The 16591-nt window shown below is 66.8% G+C and carries 13 protein-coding genes; 2 read left to right on the top strand and 11 right to left on the bottom strand.

Annotated features, from left to right (window positions below):
* Window positions 1-298: 298 nt before the first annotated feature.
* The 3 genes from metE to aceA form a co-directional block, all read right to left on the bottom strand.
* Window positions 299-2608 carry a 5-methyltetrahydropteroyltriglutamate--homocysteine S-methyltransferase gene (gene metE, locus ACFWPH_RS15145; RefSeq protein ID WP_378751298.1) on the bottom strand — a complete coding sequence of 770 codons (2310 nt, stop codon included), beginning with the start codon at window positions 2606-2608 and terminating at the stop codon, window positions 299-301.
* A 569-nt stretch (window positions 2609-3177) separates the two neighbouring features.
* The gene (locus tag ACFWPH_RS15140; protein WP_378751296.1) at window positions 3178-4041 is read right to left on the bottom strand and encodes a 3-hydroxybutyryl-CoA dehydrogenase; all 864 of its coding nucleotides are present in this window, start codon (window positions 4039-4041) and stop codon (window positions 3178-3180) included.
* 288 nt (window positions 4042-4329) lie between these two features.
* On the bottom strand, window positions 4330-5619 hold the full coding sequence (aceA, locus tag ACFWPH_RS15135) for an isocitrate lyase (protein ID WP_378751294.1): 1290 nt from the start codon (window positions 5617-5619) through the stop codon (window positions 4330-4332).
* A 725-nt stretch (window positions 5620-6344) separates the two neighbouring features.
* Here aceA and ACFWPH_RS15130 point away from each other — a divergent pair.
* Together ACFWPH_RS15130 and ACFWPH_RS15125 are read left to right on the top strand one after the other, a co-directional pair.
* On the top strand, window positions 6345-7346 hold the full coding sequence (locus ACFWPH_RS15130; RefSeq protein ID WP_378751292.1) for an XdhC family protein: 1002 nt from the start codon (window positions 6345-6347) through the stop codon (window positions 7344-7346).
* 97 nt (window positions 7347-7443) lie between these two features.
* Entirely contained in the window at window positions 7444-8406 is a 963-nt protein-coding gene (locus tag ACFWPH_RS15125) for a hexose kinase (RefSeq protein ID WP_378751290.1), read from the top strand.
* A 261-nt stretch (window positions 8407-8667) separates the two neighbouring features.
* Here the strand turns inward: ACFWPH_RS15125 and ramB are convergent, their stop codons facing one another.
* From ramB to ACFWPH_RS15085, 8 genes are all read right to left on the bottom strand, one after another.
* Window positions 8668-10074, bottom strand: a complete 1407-nt coding sequence (gene ramB / locus ACFWPH_RS15120; protein ID WP_378751288.1) for an acetate metabolism transcriptional regulator RamB — start codon at window positions 10072-10074, stop codon at window positions 8668-8670.
* Between the two features lie 73 nt (window positions 10075-10147).
* Window positions 10148-10417, bottom strand: coding sequence for a DUF3349 domain-containing protein (locus ACFWPH_RS15115; protein WP_378751286.1), 270 nt, complete (start codon window positions 10415-10417; stop codon window positions 10148-10150).
* A gap of 8 nt (window positions 10418-10425) precedes the next feature.
* Window positions 10426-10773, bottom strand: coding sequence for a DUF3349 domain-containing protein (locus tag ACFWPH_RS15110; RefSeq protein WP_378751284.1), 348 nt, complete (start codon window positions 10771-10773; stop codon window positions 10426-10428).
* Window positions 10773-11054, bottom strand: coding sequence for a hypothetical protein (locus ACFWPH_RS15105; protein ID WP_378751282.1), 282 nt, complete (start codon window positions 11052-11054; stop codon window positions 10773-10775). The genes ACFWPH_RS15110 and ACFWPH_RS15105 overlap by 1 nt, the downstream gene beginning before the upstream one ends.
* 1 nt (window position 11055) lies before the next feature.
* The gene (locus tag ACFWPH_RS15100) at window positions 11056-12270 is read right to left on the bottom strand and encodes an anion permease (protein WP_378751280.1); all 1215 of its coding nucleotides are present in this window, start codon (window positions 12268-12270) and stop codon (window positions 11056-11058) included.
* A 1-nt stretch (window position 12271) separates the two neighbouring features.
* On the bottom strand, window positions 12272-13537 hold the full coding sequence (locus tag ACFWPH_RS15095) for a multidrug effflux MFS transporter (RefSeq protein WP_378751278.1): 1266 nt from the start codon (window positions 13535-13537) through the stop codon (window positions 12272-12274).
* Window positions 13538-13620: 83 nt separating this feature from the next.
* Entirely contained in the window at window positions 13621-15447 is a 1827-nt protein-coding gene (locus ACFWPH_RS15090; protein WP_378751276.1) for an acyl-CoA dehydrogenase, read from the bottom strand.
* Between the two features lie 158 nt (window positions 15448-15605).
* A complete protein-coding gene (locus tag ACFWPH_RS15085; protein ID WP_378751274.1) occupies window positions 15606-16472 on the bottom strand; it encodes a nuclease-related domain-containing protein in 867 nt (288 codons plus the stop codon).
* Between the last annotated feature and the right edge of the window lie 119 nt (window positions 16473-16591).

Genomic DNA, 16591 nt, shown 5'->3' with positions numbered 1-16591 from the left:
GGAGGGGGGTGCGGGATTGGGGTCGGGGGGGGGTGGGTATCTTTGTGGTGGGTGCGGTCAACGGGGGAGGCTGGGGGGTGATTTGGGGGGCGTCGAGTGCTGAACGACCACGCGGGCCAAAACCTTGCAGGGCCTCGCTGGACTCGGCACCGCCGTGGTTGCGTTGGGTTTCGGGTGGATCCTCTGGGCCGGAAGGTGAGCCCTTCCTAGCTGCTTTCTGAAGGGTTCACAGGCCGGCGTAAGGCCGCAACCATTGCCCGTCGCAATGCGACCACCCATGCGGCGACGGGCAGCGTTGCTACTGCTCGGTTTCCCGCAAGCGGCGCCGGACCCGGCGGGCGGCGGCGACCATATTGCGCAGGGCCGGATCGAGCTGCCAGTGATGGCGGGTTTTCAGGCCGCCGTCCGGGTTGGCCCACAGGCGTTCGGGGCCCACGGCGGCGGCTGCGGCGGTGAGCAGCGCATCCAATTCGTCGATATCGGGTATCCGGGCCGAGCGGCTCTCGTACACACCCGGCCCGACACCGTGGCTGAGACCGTGCCCGGAGGCGTAGTCCTCCTCCAGCGCCTTGAGCACCCATTCGATGGACCGCGTGGCGACGATCGCGGTGACATCGGCGTCGAGCTGGTCGATGGCCTCCACGATCTCGGTGCGGCCCGAGTACGGGATATGGGTGTGGATCTGAGTGTCCGGACGCACCCCGGAGGTCGCCAGCCGGAACGCGCCGATCGCCCAGCGCAGGTATTCGGCGCGCCCCTCGGGCCGGGCCGGCCACAGCTCACGCAGGGCGGGCTCGTCGACCTGGATGATGCCGATACCGGCGCGTTCCAGATCCACCACCTCGTCGCGGATGGCCAGCGCCACCTGGTCGGCGGTTTCGTAGAGCGGCTGATCCTGCCGGACGAAGGAGCGCGCCACCATGGTGACCGGGCCGGTGACCATCCCCTTGACCGGTTTCTCGGTGAGCGATTGCGCGTAGGTGCTCCACTCCACCGATATCGGGGCGGGCCGGGACACATCGCCGTAGATGATCGGCGGCCGCACGCAGCGCGAACCGTACACCTGCACCCAGCCGAAATGCGTGGTCGCGAAACCGTCCAGCAGTTCGGCGAAGTACTGGATCATATCGTTGCGTTCGTGCTCGCCGTGGACGAGCACATCGAGGCCGATATCCTCTTGCAGCGCGATGGTCGCGGCGATCTCCGATTCGATTTTCTTGCGGTATTCGTCGTAGGAGATCCGGCCCTCACCCAGATTGTGGCGGGCCTGCCGAGCTTCGGCGCTCTGCGGGTACGAACCCAGGGTCGTCGCGGGCACCGGCGGTAACTGCAGTTTCTCCTGCTGCGCGGCCCGGCGCACCGGATAGGGTTCGCGTTCGCGCATCTGCGGGGTGATCGCATAAACGCGCTGACGCACGGCGTGCTTCTGTTTGAAATGCACTTCCCCGGGGCGTTTACGCCATTTGTCGGACGGCCCCTCGGTGAGCGCCTTCGCCAGCGAAACGACCTCGCCGACCTTCTGCTTCGCGAAAGCGAGCCGGTCGGCCACATTTCCGTCGATATCGTATTCGGCGAGCACGTCGTAGGGCACGTGCAGCAGCGTGGTCCCCGTGGAGACCACGAGGTCCGGGCACACCTTGGCGAGCTCGTTCAGGTATTCCAGGGTGACGTGGCGGTCGGCCCGCCACACATTCGTCCCGCTGATCACGCCCGCATACAGCCGTTTCCGCCGGATACCGGGGATGGCAGCCAGCACCTCGGGACGGATCCGGTAAGAGGCCAGATCGAGGCCGATCGCCTCCACCCCGGAGGCGGCGAGAATGGTCAGCGCCTCGCCGAAATCACCGTACTGACCGGTGACCAGGATCCGCGGCCGCAACGGCGCCTTGGACAGCCGGTCGTAGGCGCGTTCGAACGCGGCGAGTTCGGCCGGCGAACGCTCGGCGGTGAAACACGGTTCGTCGAGCTGAATACAGGTGGAACCGCGCTGCGCCAGGATGGCGAACAGCTCCTCGTACACCGGCAGCAGTTTGTCCAGCAGTTCGATGGTGTCGAAACCCGCGGATTCGCCCGGCACACTGCCGGCCTTGGACAGCAGCAGCAGCGAGACCGGCCCCAGCACCACCGGGCGCAGCTCGATATCGGCCGCCATCGCCCGATCCCATTCGTCGAGCAACGCCTCGGGATGTAGCGAGAATTCGGTATCGGCGTCGAGTTCGGGCTGGCGGTAGTGGTAATTCGTACCGAAGAAACGCACCAGTTCCAGCGGCGGCAGATCCGGTCGGCCCCGCGCCATCAGGAAATAGAAATCCAAGGGGTCCATCTCGCCCTGGTGTTCGGCGAACCGGGACGGCACCGCACCGAAAAGCAGCGCGTTGTCGAGCACATGGTCGTAGAAGGAGAAGGTGTTACCCGGAACCTGGGTGAGCCCGGTCGCCGCCAGTTCATAGAACTGCTGCTCCTGGATATCGCGCGCGACCGCACGCAACTCCGCTTGCGTGATCGCTTTCCGCCAGTACGCCTCGAGTGCTCGTTTGAGCTCCCGGTGCGGGCCGATCCGCGGATATCCGAGCACACTCGACCCGAACCCCTCGCTGACATTGACCATTTGCCGACCTCCGTGTCATTTGGGGCCATTACCGCCGACGGTACGGGCCTCGCCCCTGTCCTATCCACGCATCAGAGCTGCCGCTTCCGGCATCATGAACTGCCTACCCCGAACCACCCACATCACCCCAGCGCCACACCTGTCGAGTTTCACCCGAATGTCCCACCAACCGGCCGGGGACCGAACATCGAACGAACTGCTCACCGACACCGACCCCAACGCAACCAACAGCGGCACCCAGTCCAACGAGGCCCTGAGCGATGCCGGCTCACCGATCCCGACATCACCAGCAACAGTGCCGAGTCCAGCGAAGCCCTGAACGATGCCGGCTCACCGATCCCGACGTAACCAACGGTGGTGCCGAGTCTTACGAGGCCCTGAAAGGTTTCGGCCCACGAACAAAATCAACGCAACCAAAGGCACAGCCGAGTCCAGCGAGGCCCTGAGAGGTTTCGGCCCGTCCCTGCTGTCAGTGCTCGATGCGATGCGGCGCAGCCGCGAGTGTCGAGCGCTGACAGCAGGGACCTCAGGGGGCCGAAACCCGCGCCGCCGGAGGCGGCGCCAAAGACTCAGTACTGGTAGAAGCCGGCGCCTGTCTTCTTGCCGAGCAGGCCGGCCTCCACCATGCGCATCAGCAGCGGCGGGGCCGAGTAGAGCGGTTCCTTGAATTCGCCGTACATCGAATCGGCGATGGATTTGACCGTGTCGAGGCCGACGAGGTCGGTGAGCGCCAGCGGGCCCATCGGGTGGGCGCAACCGAGGACCATCGCCTTGTCGACGTCTTCCTTGGTGGCGAACCCGGACTCGACCATCCGGATGGCGGACAGCAGATACGGCACCAGCAGGGCGTTGACCACGAAACCGGAACGGTCGGAGGAACGCACGACCTCTTTGCCGAGGATTTCGGCGGCGAATTTCTCGGCGCGTTCGGAGACGGCGGCGCTGGTTTTCAGCGTGGTCACCAGCTCGACCAGCGGCAGCACCGGTACCGGGTTGAAGAAGTGCATGCCCACGACCCGCTCGGGGGTGTTGGTCGCGACGGCGATCTTCATGATCGGAATGGAGGAGGTGTTGGAGGCGAGCACCGCATTCGGGTCGGTGACCACTTTGTCCAGTTCGGCGAAGATCGAGGTCTTGACCTTCTCGTCTTCCAGGACTGCCTCGACCACCAGCTGGCGGTCGGCGAAATCACCCAGGTCGGAGGTGAACCGCAGCCGCCAGGCCGTCTGCTCACGCTCACGTTCGGTGATCTTGCCGCTGCTCACGCCGCGGTCCAGCGACCGCAGGATGCGTGAACGGCCGGCGGCGGCGAGCTCACGGGTCTGCTCGTACACCAGCACATCGACATGCGCCCGGGCGCACACCTCCGCAATGCCGGCACCCATCTGTCCGGCGCCGATGACACCGACGCGCTGAATCTTTTCGCTGCTCACGTCCCGCTCCTGATCAGTTTGTGGTGGGTCGGTGGGAACGAAGGTGTTGCTCTGGTGTGAGCGGAGCCTTCGATTCGAAGTTCGTGATGAGAAGTCTGTCGTACTTCACGGTAGAGGCACCGAAGCCCCCTCGCCGGGCTGTTGCGAGGGGGCGGCGGGTACACCCCTACCGAGGTAGTGGTTGCCGGTATCCGTCACGGATACCACGTCCGGTCCGGGCGAACCCGGAACCGGGCCGGTGGGGTTGTGGCTCTCGCGAGCGGAAACCACAACCCCGCGGCCGATGGCTCAGTGGAACTGGCCTTCTTCGGTCGAACCCTTCAGCGCCGCGGTGGAGGTGTTGGGGTCGACTGTGGTGGCGATGGTGTCGAAGTAGCCGGCACCGACCTCACGCTGGTGCTTGATGGCGGTGAAGCCACGCTCGGCGGCGGCGGCGAACTCGCGCTCCTGCAGGTCGACGAAGGCGGTCATACCCTCGCGGGCGTAGCCGTAGGCAAGGTCGAACATGCCGTAGTTCAGCGAGTGGAAGCCCGCCAGCGTGATGAACTGGAACTTGAAGCCCATGGCGCCCAGCTCACGCTGGAACTTCGCGATGGTCGAATCGTCCAGGTGCGCCTTCCAGTTGAAGGACGGCGAGCAGTTGTAGGCCAGCAGCTGGTCCGGGAACTCGCTGCGGACGGATTCGGCGAACTTCCGCGCGACCTCGAGGTCCGGCACACCGGTTTCCATCCAGATGAGGTCGGCGTAGGGGGCGTAGGCCTTGGCACGGGCGATGCAGGGCTCGATGCCGTTCTTCACGCCGAAGAAGCCTTCGGCGGTGCGGGTGCCGTCGAGGAATTCACGGTCGCGCTCGTCGACGTCCGAGGTGATCAGGGTGGCGGCCTCGGCGTCGGTGCGGGCGATGATCACCGAGGGCACCTGGGCGACGTCGGCGGCCAGCCGCGCGGAGGTCAGGGTGCGGATGTGCTGCTGGGTGGGGATCAGCACCTTGCCACCGAGGTGGCCGCACTTCTTCTCCGAGGCCAGCTGGTCTTCCCAGTGCACACCGGCGGCGCCGGCGGCGATCATGGCCTTCTGCAGTTCGTAGGCGTTGAGCGCGCCACCGAAGCCGGCTTCGGCGTCGGCGACGATGGGGGCCAGCCAGTTCTCGACCGAGGTGTCGCCCTCGACCGTGGCGATCTCGTCGGCGCGCAGCAGCGCGTTGTTGATGCGGCGGACCACGTTGGGCACGGAGTTGGCCGGGTAGAGGCTCTGGTCCGGGTAGGTGTGCCCGGAGAGGTTCGCGTCACCGGCGACCTGCCAGCCCGACAGGTAGATGGCCTTGAGCCCGGCGCGGACCTGCTGCACCGCCTGGTTACCGGTGAGAGCGCCCAGCGAGTTGATGTAGTCCTCGTTGTTCACCAGGTCCCAGAGGATCTCGGAGCCACGCCGCGCGAGGGTGTGCTCTTCGACGACGGTGCCCTGCAGCTTCGACACCTGCTCGGCGGTGTAGTTGCGGGTGACGCCCTTCCAGCGCGGGTTGGTGTCCCAATCCTTCTGGATTTCCTCAGGGGTCTTCGGGGTGCCGGTGGTCGACATCTTCGACTCCACTTCCTTGGTCGGTCGGTCCGTCGGCCCGCGTCGACGGTGCGTTTCCGCACCGCACTGCTGGATCGACGATTTGCAGGCTTGCAATGCCCAGCGGGGGTACTTGCACACCATGGCACACGATCAAAACGTCGTCTACCTGTTGCTTCTGTGAATCTGAGCTAGGATCGACCACAAGATTGTTAAGTCTGCGAAAGTAGCCAGCACATTGCCCTCGCGAAATCTACTGACGAGTAGTGCTGACATGGGGTTTCAGCGTAACGCCCGTACTGTTAGCCGAAGCACCTATCCCGGCCGCCCCCACCGAGCCCGGACACCCGCTGTGAGGACGTTCATAACTGAAGTCACCCGCCAGCACTCCCGACGGATAGAGAGAGCAGTACTCCTAGCGGGCCCGGCTACAACGGCGCCGAGTCCAGCGAGGCCCCCAGAGGGTTCGGCCCGTCCATGCGTTCAGCCCGCGAGACAATGCGGCGCAGCCGCGAGTATCGCGGGCTGAACGCATGGACCAAAGGGGCCGAACCCTCGCGCGCGCCAGCGCGCCGACAACACAGAAGTTTTTGCCACCCATTCATATGCTCGCCGGATGAGATTTTCGCAGCCGTGCCAAATTCTCACCGAACAACGCTAGGGTGTCCGTCACGTGCGCGGTCATCGGTGACAGGTGCCGATGGTGAGCGCCTGCCCTCCGCAGCACGGTGGGATCGGAGCTGTTGATGCGCGATATCGTCGACGACCTGCTCGAAGTGTGGCGTTCGGGCCGGACCGGCGGGCTGGCCACCATCGTGCGCACGGGTGGGTACGTGGATATTCCGGTGGGAACGGCAATGCTCGTGGATCCGGACGGAATGATCTACGGATCCATGGCGTCCACCGGTATCGAGGACACCGTCTACGAGGCCACCGTGCAATCGGCACGGACCGGTCAGCGCTCTTTACACCGGCTCACTGTGCCCGGCGCCGAATCGGCGGGCGACGGCGGGATCATTGATGTGTTCACCGAACCCTTCTCGCGCGGCCATTTCCCGGAATTCCCGGCCGTGGCCGCCGAAATAGCCGAACATCGGCGGGTAACGGTTTTCACCGTGGTCTGGAATCCGGAGCCCGGGATGATCGGGCAGCATCTGATCACCGATAAACGGCATGCGACCGAGCTGGTATCGCTACCGCAGTCCGATATCTTCGTCGCGTCGTTCGCCCCGCCGCCACTGCTGGTGATCTTCGGCGCCAATACGACCACCGCCGCGCTCGCCGCGCAGGCCCAGCTACTGGGCTATCGGGTGGCCATCTGCGATCCCCGGCCCGCATTCGCCGTTCCGGAATCTTTCCCGGGTGCGGAGGTGGTCTGCGATTGGCCGCACCGGTATCTGAATGTGCTGGTCGCCGAGGGCGAAGTGGACGCCTCGACCGGAATAGTGCTGGCCACCCACGATCCGCAGTTCGAGATTCCGCTGCTCACGGTGGCGCTGCGGCTACCGGAAATCGGCTATATCGGGGTGGCGGGGTCGGCCCTCACCTGCGCGCGCCGCCTCGACGAGCTACGTGCCAGCGGGTTCGACGAGGCGATGCTGGCGCGGTTGCACGCACCGGCCGGTATGGATATCGGCCCCGCGACCGCCACCGAGACCGCGCTCGCGGTGGCGGCGGAGATGGTGGCAGCCCGGAACGGCCGGCTGGGCCGCATCACCGTCGCGTTCCCCGCGGAGGCGGCGATCTGATTCCGTACTTTCCGCGCCGGAGCCGGGGCGGCCGGCGGCCCACCTCATCCGCGCCCGCCGTCCGCCCGGATTTGCGGCGCGCCGACTCTCGTGGACAGTGGTTCTCGTGATCCTCACCGTGACAATGAATCCCGCATACGATGTGACCTACCGGGTCGAGAATTTCACGTGCGGCCGGACGCATCGGGTCAAATCGGTGGAGCAGCGTCTCGGCGGCAAGGGCATCAATGTGACCCGGGTGCTGAATCAGCTGGGCCGCTACGCCCGGGCCACCGGTTTCGCGGATCATGCGTTCGCCGCCGCGGCCGAGGCCGAGGTGCCGGTGGATTTCGTGCACGCACTGCCGTGGGTGCGGCGCACCGTCGTGATCAGCGAATCCGATACCGGCACCGCGACCGCGCTGCGTGAGCCGGGCGCCCGGGTCGCCAACCCGCATGCTTCCGAACAGCTCGAGGTGCGGGTTTCGGGCATGCTGCCGCATATCTCGGGGCTGGTGATCGCCGGCTCGCTACCCGAAGGGATCGATCCGGGTCTACCCGCCCGCATCGCCCAGGCGGCGCTCGAGGCGCGGGTGCCCACGGTATGCGATCTGGACGGGCCCGCGTTGCGGATGGCGTCGCGGGTGCCCGGTGTGGTGTTGCTGCCCGGGCTCGCGGAGTTCGAGGAGCTGACGAAATCCGGCGCCGAGACGCCGGCCGCGCTGGTCGCCGCGGCCCGGCCGCTGGTGGATCGCGGAGCCGGGGCGGTGATCATCACCCGCGGCCCGCTGGGCATGGTGGCGGTAACCGCCGACGGCGCCTGGGATGCCCATCTGCCCGAACCGCTCACCGGAAACCCCACCGGCGCAGGCGATACCGTCGCAGCGGCGGTGATTGCCGCCCTGGCGAATGCGAACCCGCCCGATTGGCCGGCGATCCTGGTGGACGCGGTCGCCACCTCGGCGGCGTCCGTGGTCATTCCGGTGGCCGGCGAGATCGACCGCCGCCTACGCGGCCACCTCGCCCCCACCGTCGTGGTTTCCGAATTGGGAACGCCGAGTTCTGAATCGCCCCGGGCCTGAGCAACCGCCGGCCTGCGCCCCGTAGGCGAGACACGAAACGGAGCAAACCGCCCGGCGGCGCCGAGTTCAGCGAAACCCTCAACGGTTCCGACCGAGGAGACCCAACGCAACCAACGGCGGCGCCGAGTTCAGCGAGGCCCTGAAAGGTTTCGGCCCGTCCCTGCTTTCCGTGCTCGATGCGATGCGGCGCAGCCGCGAGTGTCGAGTGCGGAAAGCAGGGACCTCCCGGGGCGGAAACCCGCGCCGACGGAGTCGGCGCAATTATTTCAGCACGTAGGGCGATACCGAGCTGCGGTGTTCGCTGATATCGAGGGTTTTGCCCAGCGGTGGGAAGGCGCGTTGCGGGCAGTTGGCGCGGTCGCATACCCGGCAGCCCGCGCCGATCGGGGTGGCGTTGACCTCGCGCGTATCGATTCCGTCCGCGTACACCACCCGTGCGGCGTGGCGGATTTCGCAGCCCAGGCCGATGGCGAAGGTTTTGCTCGGCTGCCCGTAGCGGGTGGCGCGGCGTTCGACGGTGCGGGCCACCCACAGGTATTTGCGGCCGTCGGGCATCTGGGCGATCTGGGTCATGATCTTGCCGGGGAAGGTGAAGGCTTCGTACACGTTCCACAGGGGGCAGGTGCCGCCGCTGGAGGAGAAGTGGAATCCGGTGGCGGACTGCCGTTTCGACATATTGCCGGCGCGGTCCACCCGGACGAACGAGAACGGCACCCCGCGGAGTTCCGGTCGCTGCAGGGTGGACAGCCGGTGGCAGATCGTCTCGTAGCTCTGGGTGAAGAACGCCGAGAGCCGTTCGATGTCGTAGCGGAAGTCCTCGGCGACTTCGTGGAAGTAGGTGTAGGGCAGGACCGTCGCGGCCGCGAAGTAGTTCGCGAGGCCCAGCAGTGCCAGGCGGCGGGCGTCGGGGCCGGAGAAATTCCCTTCGTCCACGAGTTTGTCCAGCAGCGGGCCGCATTCGAAATAGGACAGTTCGGCGGCGAGTTTGAACAGGCGCTGCCCGCCCGAGAGGTGCGGGGCGATTTCGAGCACCTGGTTTTCGGTATCGTATCGGTGCAGGACGCCTTCGCCGAGGTCGATCCGTTCCATGATCCGCACGCCGTGGCTGCGCAGCACCTTGGGGATTTCGCTGTGCGCGTCGCCGCCGTGGAAGCGGATCCGGTTGGCCAGTTCCTCGGCGGCGGTATCGAGCTCGTGAATATAGTTCTGCCGCTGATAGAAGTAGTCGCGGACTTCCTCGTGCGGTTTGCTGATCGTGGCGCTGCCCGAGCCGTCGGCGAACCGGTCTTCGGTGGCCGCGGCGAGCTGGGCGCTGGTGTTGCGGTAGCGGTTGTGCATATTGACCAGGGCGCGGGCCATGCTCGGATGGGCGGAGACCATTTCCGCGATTTCGCGGGCGTCGGCCTCGATGCCCAGTTCCTGGTCCATCACGACTTCCTGCAGTTCGGCGATGAGCCGGGTGTCGTCCTGCGGGGAGAAGAAGGTCGCCTCGACACCGAACACCTCGCTGATCCGCAGCAGTACCGGCACGGTGAGCGGACGGACATCGTGTTCGATCTGGTTCAGATAGCTCGCCGATATCTCCAGCTGCTGGGCCAGCGCCACCTGGCTCAGCCCGCGTTCGGTGCGCAGTTGCCGGAGCCGGGCGCCGACATAGGTCATGGCCATATGTCCAGTTTAGAAGATGTTCGCAAGCTGCGATAGCAGGGTTAGCAACTTCGCGAGCGCGGGGCGCCGGATGTCATTCCGGCCAGTCGGGCGGATCCAGACGGGACAGCACGCGCTGCGCATCGGTATCGGACGGCATCTCGTCGGTGACCTTGGTGATCATCACGCGGATATCGATACGGTCCAGCCGGTGGGCGGGGGAATTCAACACCTCGGCCGCGATCTGCTCGACCTCTTCGTCGGTGAGCCGCCGTCGCAGCAGCGCGACCAGCGGAATGTAATCCGCCTCCGGCACCCCGTCGGGATACCCGCGCCGCAACCAATCGATCACAGCGTGCAGCATCCGGGGCATCATTGCTGCTGGTCCCCCGGCGCCGGGGCCGGTGCGGCCAGCGGCCACCCGCCGGCGGCCAGATGCGAAGCCACCCGCGCGATATCCTCGGGACCGGCCTGTTCCTTGGCCACCCGTTGTACGGCCGCCTCGATATCGGCGTGCGTGATCTCCTGCCGTTCCACCCGGTCGCGCAGTACCTCCTCGGCCACGAGGAGAACCTCGTATTCGGTGAGGTCGCGATGTAGTACCGCGAACAGCGCGACATAGTCGGTCTGCGGCACACCCTGCGGGTATCCGGCCCGCAACCAGCCCACGATCCGCGACAGCAGACCCTGCCGCGGCGGCTGCACCTCGTCGGTGGCCATCAGGACTCCCCGAACAGGTGGATACCGAGCCGGTCGGAGAGGAAGCCCTTGGCGACGAACAGCACCCCGGCGACCACCACCGTCAGCACGATCAGCAGGCAGAGGCAGGCACCGGCCAGTGCGACCGGGTTACGCCGGACGGTCCCGTCCGGGCCGGTCACCTCGGCGCCCGACCACCAGCGCACCCCCAGGGCGAACAGCATGGGTACGGCGGCACCCAGGACGAGCGCCGCCAGCGTGACGTCGAACAGTGCCCGCAGCTGGGTCAGCAGAGTGGACATCTCATGCCTCCTCTCCGGCAGGGGTCCGGAACGCGGCCCGCGGTTCGGGCGGCGCCGGTGCCGCGCCGGGCGGGGGCGTCGAGGGCGGTGCCGGATCGTTGACGTTGTGGCTGGAGACCCGGTCCCGCAGCGAACGCCGGTACATGAGGCCCGCCAGCCCCACGAGCAGCGCGAAGACGATCAGGACCCCGGCGAGCCCGCCGATGTAATGTGCCAGCGCCCAGCACACCGCGCCCACGATTCCGGCGGCCGGCAGGGTGAGCAGCCAGGCCACCGCCATCCGGCCCATCACACTCCAGCGCACTTCGGCGCCGCGGCCGATTCCGGTGCCGAGAATCGCACCGGTGGTCGTCTGGGTGGTCGACAGCGGCAGCCCGAAATTGGCGGAGGTCAGGATGATCGCCGCCGAGGCCGATTCGGCCGAGAATCCCTGCGGTGATTCGATCTCCACCAGGCCTTTGCCCAGGGTGCGGATGATCCGCCAGCCGCCGAGGTAGGTGCCGGCGGCGATGGCGATCGCGCAGGCGGCTATCACCCAGATCGGGATTTCCGTATCGGCGGTGACCGTACCGTGCGCGACCAGCGCCAGGAAGATCACGCCCATCGTTTTCTGCGCGTCGTTGGTGCCGTGGGCCAGCGATACCAGTGACGCCGATCCGATCTGTCCCCACCGGAAACCGGTGGTCACCTTTCCGGGTTCGGCGCCGCGAGTGATCCGGTACACCGACCAGGTGCCGAGGGCCGACACCATTCCCGCGATGACCGGCGCGAGCAGGGCCGGCAAGACGATCTTGTAGAGCACACCGCCGCCCTCTTCGGCCCAGACCACCCCGGTCCAGCCCAGCGAGGCCAGGGTGGCGCCGATCAAACCGCCGAACAGCGCGTGCGAGGAACTGGAGGGCAGGCCGAACAGCCAGGTGAGCAGGTTCCACAGGATGCCGCCGACCAAACCGGCGTACACGATGATGAGCAGCTCGTGCCCGGAAACCGCGTCGAGGCGCACGATCCCCTCGGCCACCGTCGCCGCCACAGCCACCGACAGGAAGGCACCCACCAGGTTGAGGACCGCGGACAAGGCCACGGCGATTTTGGGGCGCAGCGCCCCGGTGGCGATGGATGTCGCCATCGCATTGGCGGTGTCGTGGAATCCGTTGGTGAAGTCGAAAGCCAGCGCGGTGACAATGACGACAAGCAGGATCAGCAGCTCTACTGTCACATCAGGCATTGTGCACGCCGGGCGACGTCCCACCGGAAACCGGTACGGCGTCGTTGCCGAAGTGTTCGGGTTCGGGCACGGGACCGGCGTTACGCGCCACCAGCCGGGCGAGCACACCCAGTACGACGGCGACCACGATCGATACCGCCATCGGGATGCCGGTGCCCGGACCACCGAGTCCGACGAGGGGGGAGACCAGCGCACCGAGACCGAACTGCAGCGCACCCATCAGCGCAGAGGCGCTGCCGGCAACATGCCGGGCGCGGCCGATCGCCAGCGCGCTGGCGGTACCCATGACCATCGGGGCCGAGATCACCGTCAGGAACAGCACCGGCAAAACCGCCACGGCGGGAGCACCGGCGGCCAGTAGCACCAGCAACGCGAGCCCACCGGCCAGGGTCACGGCCTGCCCAGTGCGCAGAATGGGCTCCGGACCGAACCGGCCGAGCAGCCGCGAACTCACCGTACCGACGAGGACCATTCCGGCCGCGTTGATCGCGAAGATGAGCGTGTACGCCCGATTCGACATACCCAGAACATTCTCGACCACGAACGGTGAAGCCGAGATATAGGACATCAGCGCGGCGAACCCGAAGCCGAACGCGAAGATATAGCCGAGGTAGCCGCGGTCCGCCGTCAGGCGGCCGAGCGTCCGCAGCGTCCCGGCGAATCCGGCGGTCTGCCGATTCTCCGGTGGCAGCGATTCCGGGACCACCAGCAGGGCTCCCAGGAACATCAGCGCGAAGATCACGCTCAGGGCCCAGAACTCGGCCTGCCAGCCGAAGGACACCAGCGCCCCGCCGAGCAGCGGCGCCAGCACGGGCGCGATACCACCGATCGCCGAAAAGAGGGTGAACAGTTTGGCGGTGGCCGCCCCCTCGGTCCGGTCGGCGCCGACCGCGCGGCCGATGACCAGACCCGCGGAGGCCGACACGCCCTGGACGAACCGCATCGCGATCAGCAGCCAGATGGTCGGGGCGAGCGCGCAGACCACTGTCACGACGACGGTGATCGCCGTCGCGAGGATCAGCGGCGTGCGCCGGCCGTACCGATCCGACAGCGGCCCGATGAACAGCTGTCCGACGGCCAGCCCGATCAGGAACGTGGTCAAGGTCAGCTGCACACTGGCGGCACTGGTGCCCAGATCGTCGGCCAGATCGGTGAAGGCCGGCAGGTACATATCGACGGCGAACGGCGCCGCCGCCGACAACAAGGCCAGCACCACCAGCAGCAGACCGGACACTCCGGGGCGGGTTGTGATCGGCATTTCGGCGCACCTCCTCCAGATACTTACTTATGGAAACATAAGTTACCTGGCGGCCCGAGGCGCCGGCCGGGACCTCCCGGAGGTCAGAAAGCATCCTCCGGGAGCGCCATGATGTCGGTATCGAGGTTCTCGATAACGGTCCTGGTGGCGGTCAGTGTGGGCAGGACGTTCTTCGCGAAGAAGCTCGCCACCCCGACCTTGCCCGTATAGAAGGGCCGGTCACGGTCCTCGGCGGCGCCGGCCAGCGCCCCCGCGGCCACCTCGGCCTGCCACAGCAGCAGCCAGCCGATCAGCAGATCACCCACCGCGAGCAGGAAGCGCACCGAACCCAGGCCGACCTTGTACAGCTCCGCCGGGTCGGTCTGGGCGGCCATCGCATACCCGCTCAGCGCCGCGGCCATTCCCTGCACATCGCCCAGCGCGGTGCGCAACAGGTCGCGCTCGGCGGTCAGCCGCCCGCCGGGCGCATCCAGGAATTCGTTGATCTTGGTAAAGATATGTCCCGCCGCGACCCCGTTGTCCCGGATGATCTTGCGGAAGAAGAAGTCCTGCGCCTGGATGGCGGTGGTGCCCTCGTACAGCGAGTCGATCTTGGCGTCGCGGATGTACTGCCCGATCGGGTAGTCCTGCAGATACCCGGAACCGCCCAGGGTCTGCAGCGATTCGGTGAGGTACTGGTAGGCCCGCTCGGAACCCACACCCTTCACGATCGGCAGCAGGAAATCGTCGACCCGGTGCGCGGTAGCGGCATCGATACCCGAAACCAGTTCGGCGACATCAGCGTTCTGGTGGACGGCGGTGTAGAGATACACCGCACGCAGCCCTTCCGCGTACGCCTTCTGGGTGGCCAGGCTGCGCCGCACATCCGGATGACGGGTGATGGCGACCCGCGGCGCCGCCTTATCCGACATCTGGGTCAGATCCGCACCCTGGACACGCTGTTTGGCGTATTCCAGCGCGTTCAGATATCCGGTCGAGAGGGTGCCGCTCGATTTGACGCCCACCATCATGCGCGCGTTCTCGATCACCTTGAACATCTGGGCGATCCCGTTGTGGGTATCGCCGACCAGCCAGCCGACGGCCGGCTTGTCACCGCCGAAGGTGAGCTCACAGGTCGGCGAGGATTTCAGGCCCATCTTGTGTTCGACGTTGGTGACGTACACACCGTTGCGCTCACCCAGTTCCAGGGTCTGCGGGTCGAACAGGTACTTCGGCACGTAGAACAGCGACAGCCCCTTGGTACCGGGTCCGGCGCCCTCGGGGCGAGCCAGTACGAGATGGAAGACGTTCTCCGCGGTATCGCCCACATCGGCACCGGAGATGAACCGTTTCACGCCCTCGATATGCCAGGTGCCGTCGGCCTGTTCGGTCGCCTTGGCCCGGCCCGCACCGACATCGGAGCCCGCATCCGGCTCGGTGAGCACCATCGTGCCCTGCCAGTGCCGTTCGAAACCGGCCGCCGCCCAATGCTTCTGCTGCTCGTTGCCGATCCCGTACAGCACCTGGGCCATGGCCGCGCCCATATCGAAGAAGATCGCGGCCGGGTTGGCGCACGTGATCATCTCGCTGACCGCCCAGATCAACGCGGCGGGCGCGGGCATCCCACCCATTTCCTCGGGTTTACCCAACCGGTTCCAACCGGCTTCGCGGATGGCCAGGATCGTCTTGGTCAACGGTTCGCCGACCTCGATGGAATGGGTTTCCGGCCGGAATTCCACCGGCTCCCGGTCGGCGGCGGCGAACGATTCCGCGACCGGCCCCTCGGCCAGCCGTTTCACCTCGGCCAGTATCGCGCGGGCGGTATCGGTATCGAGGTCGCCGTACGCACTGGTATCGAGGAGTTTGCCGAGTTCGAATACTTCGAACAGGTTGAATTCGATATCGCGCAGATTTGCCTGGTAGTGGCCCACCGGTGGTCCTCCTGGTCGATTCCCTGGCGGCCGGGCGGACCGCTTGGTTACAGGCGTTTGGACATCGTACAAACCGCAGCCTGCCGGACCGCACAACGGCTACGCAACCGTAGCCTTACCAACCGGTAGCCACCCCGGACCGGGCATTCCCGGCCTATTCAGCAATCCGCCTGCAGCGGCCAGCACTCCGCCGGACCGGTCGGCGGCGGCACCGTCGGGTCGGCACTGCTACTGGGCGCCGCAGGTTCGGCGGCGGGACCATCGGTGATCAGGGACCCGGCGATTGCCCCCAGCACGATGAGCATGCCGAATACCGCGACCGCCAGCACCGCCCAGCCGATCAGATCGTGCGCGCGCCGCGAATCCGGGCGCCGCAGCGGCCATGTGCGCGGCTTCTTCGGCGGCTCCGGCAGTTTGTCCTCGAACCCGGCGGCGATCAATTCGCCGCGGTCGGGCGCCCAGCCGGTGAGCGCCCGGGTCGCCGCACAGACCCGGCCGAGCGTCCAGCGCGGCGGCCCGGGAGCGAAATTCTCCAGGAAGATCCGCAACTCGGTGGGCTCGGCGGTATTGCCCACCACCACATCGAGACCCGGTCGCAGCGTCTCGCGTGCCGGGCGTAACACCGCACCCCGCTGCGGGATCAGCGCCACCGCACCGCACAGGTGGCCGGGGTCGTAGGAGGCACGTTCGAACGTGAACTGCACCTCCCGTAGGGCACTCTCCACGCGGCGCACCGGGTCGGCCCCGAGTTCCAGATCCAGGTCGGCGGCGATGTCACCCACCCGCCAGGGACGTTCGGTGGAGACGGCCAGCATTCCGCTCTGCTTGCTGCGGAAACCGATCACCTCCACCACGAGGATGCCCTGTGGAGTCCAGACCACCGCACCGATCTGCTTGGTGCCGCGCTGGGTCCCCACTCTGAGGTCGACGATCGCCAGCCCGGTCGACGGCAGTTGCCGCAGGCATTCCACGAATTCCCGCTCGGCAGCGGAAAGTTCCGCCCGATCGTCGACCTTCACCAGCATCGTGTTCCACCTCTGCTGCGTGCCGTTGCTCCCGGTACCACCACTGACCCCCCACTGTCGATCTTCACCCACCAGCCCCTTTCGTACCACTCCTATGGGCTACGGCTCGGGTGAATCAG

It is taken from the genome of Nocardia sp. NPDC058499, assembly GCF_042719915.1.
Classification (GTDB): Bacteria; Actinomycetota; Actinomycetes; order Mycobacteriales; family Mycobacteriaceae; genus Nocardia.
Note: the sequence above shows the minus strand (reverse complement) of the source record. Positions and strands in the feature narration are given on the sequence as shown.

Bases quoted from the DNA above. Each gene is read 5' to 3' on its own strand.
- ACFWPH_RS15105 (WP_378751282.1), bottom strand. From the start codon at position 11,054: ATGTCCACTCTGCTGACCCAGCTGCGGGCACTGTTCGACGTCACGCTG.
- ACFWPH_RS15110 (WP_378751284.1), bottom strand. From the start codon at position 10,773: ATGGCCACCGACGAGGTGCAGCCGCCGCGGCAGGGTCTGCTGTCGCGG.
- aceA (WP_378751294.1), bottom strand. From the start codon at position 5,619: ATGTCGACCACCGGCACCCCGAAGACCCCTGAGGAAATCCAGAAGGAT.
- ramB (WP_378751288.1), bottom strand. From the start codon at position 10,074: ATGGCCATGACCTATGTCGGCGCCCGGCTCCGGCAACTGCGCACCGAA.
- ACFWPH_RS15130 (WP_378751292.1), top strand. From the start codon at position 6,345: ATGCGCGATATCGTCGACGACCTGCTCGAAGTGTGGCGTTCGGGCCGG.
- ACFWPH_RS15115 (WP_378751286.1), bottom strand. From the start codon at position 10,417: ATGCTGCACGCTGTGATCGATTGGTTGCGGCGCGGGTATCCCGACGGG.
- ACFWPH_RS15095 (WP_378751278.1), bottom strand. From the start codon at position 13,537: ATGCCGATCACAACCCGCCCCGGAGTGTCCGGTCTGCTGCTGGTGGTG.
- ACFWPH_RS15085 (WP_378751274.1), bottom strand. From the start codon at position 16,472: ATGCTGGTGAAGGTCGACGATCGGGCGGAACTTTCCGCTGCCGAGCGG.
- metE (WP_378751298.1), bottom strand. From the start codon at position 2,608: ATGGTCAATGTCAGCGAGGGGTTCGGGTCGAGTGTGCTCGGATATCCG.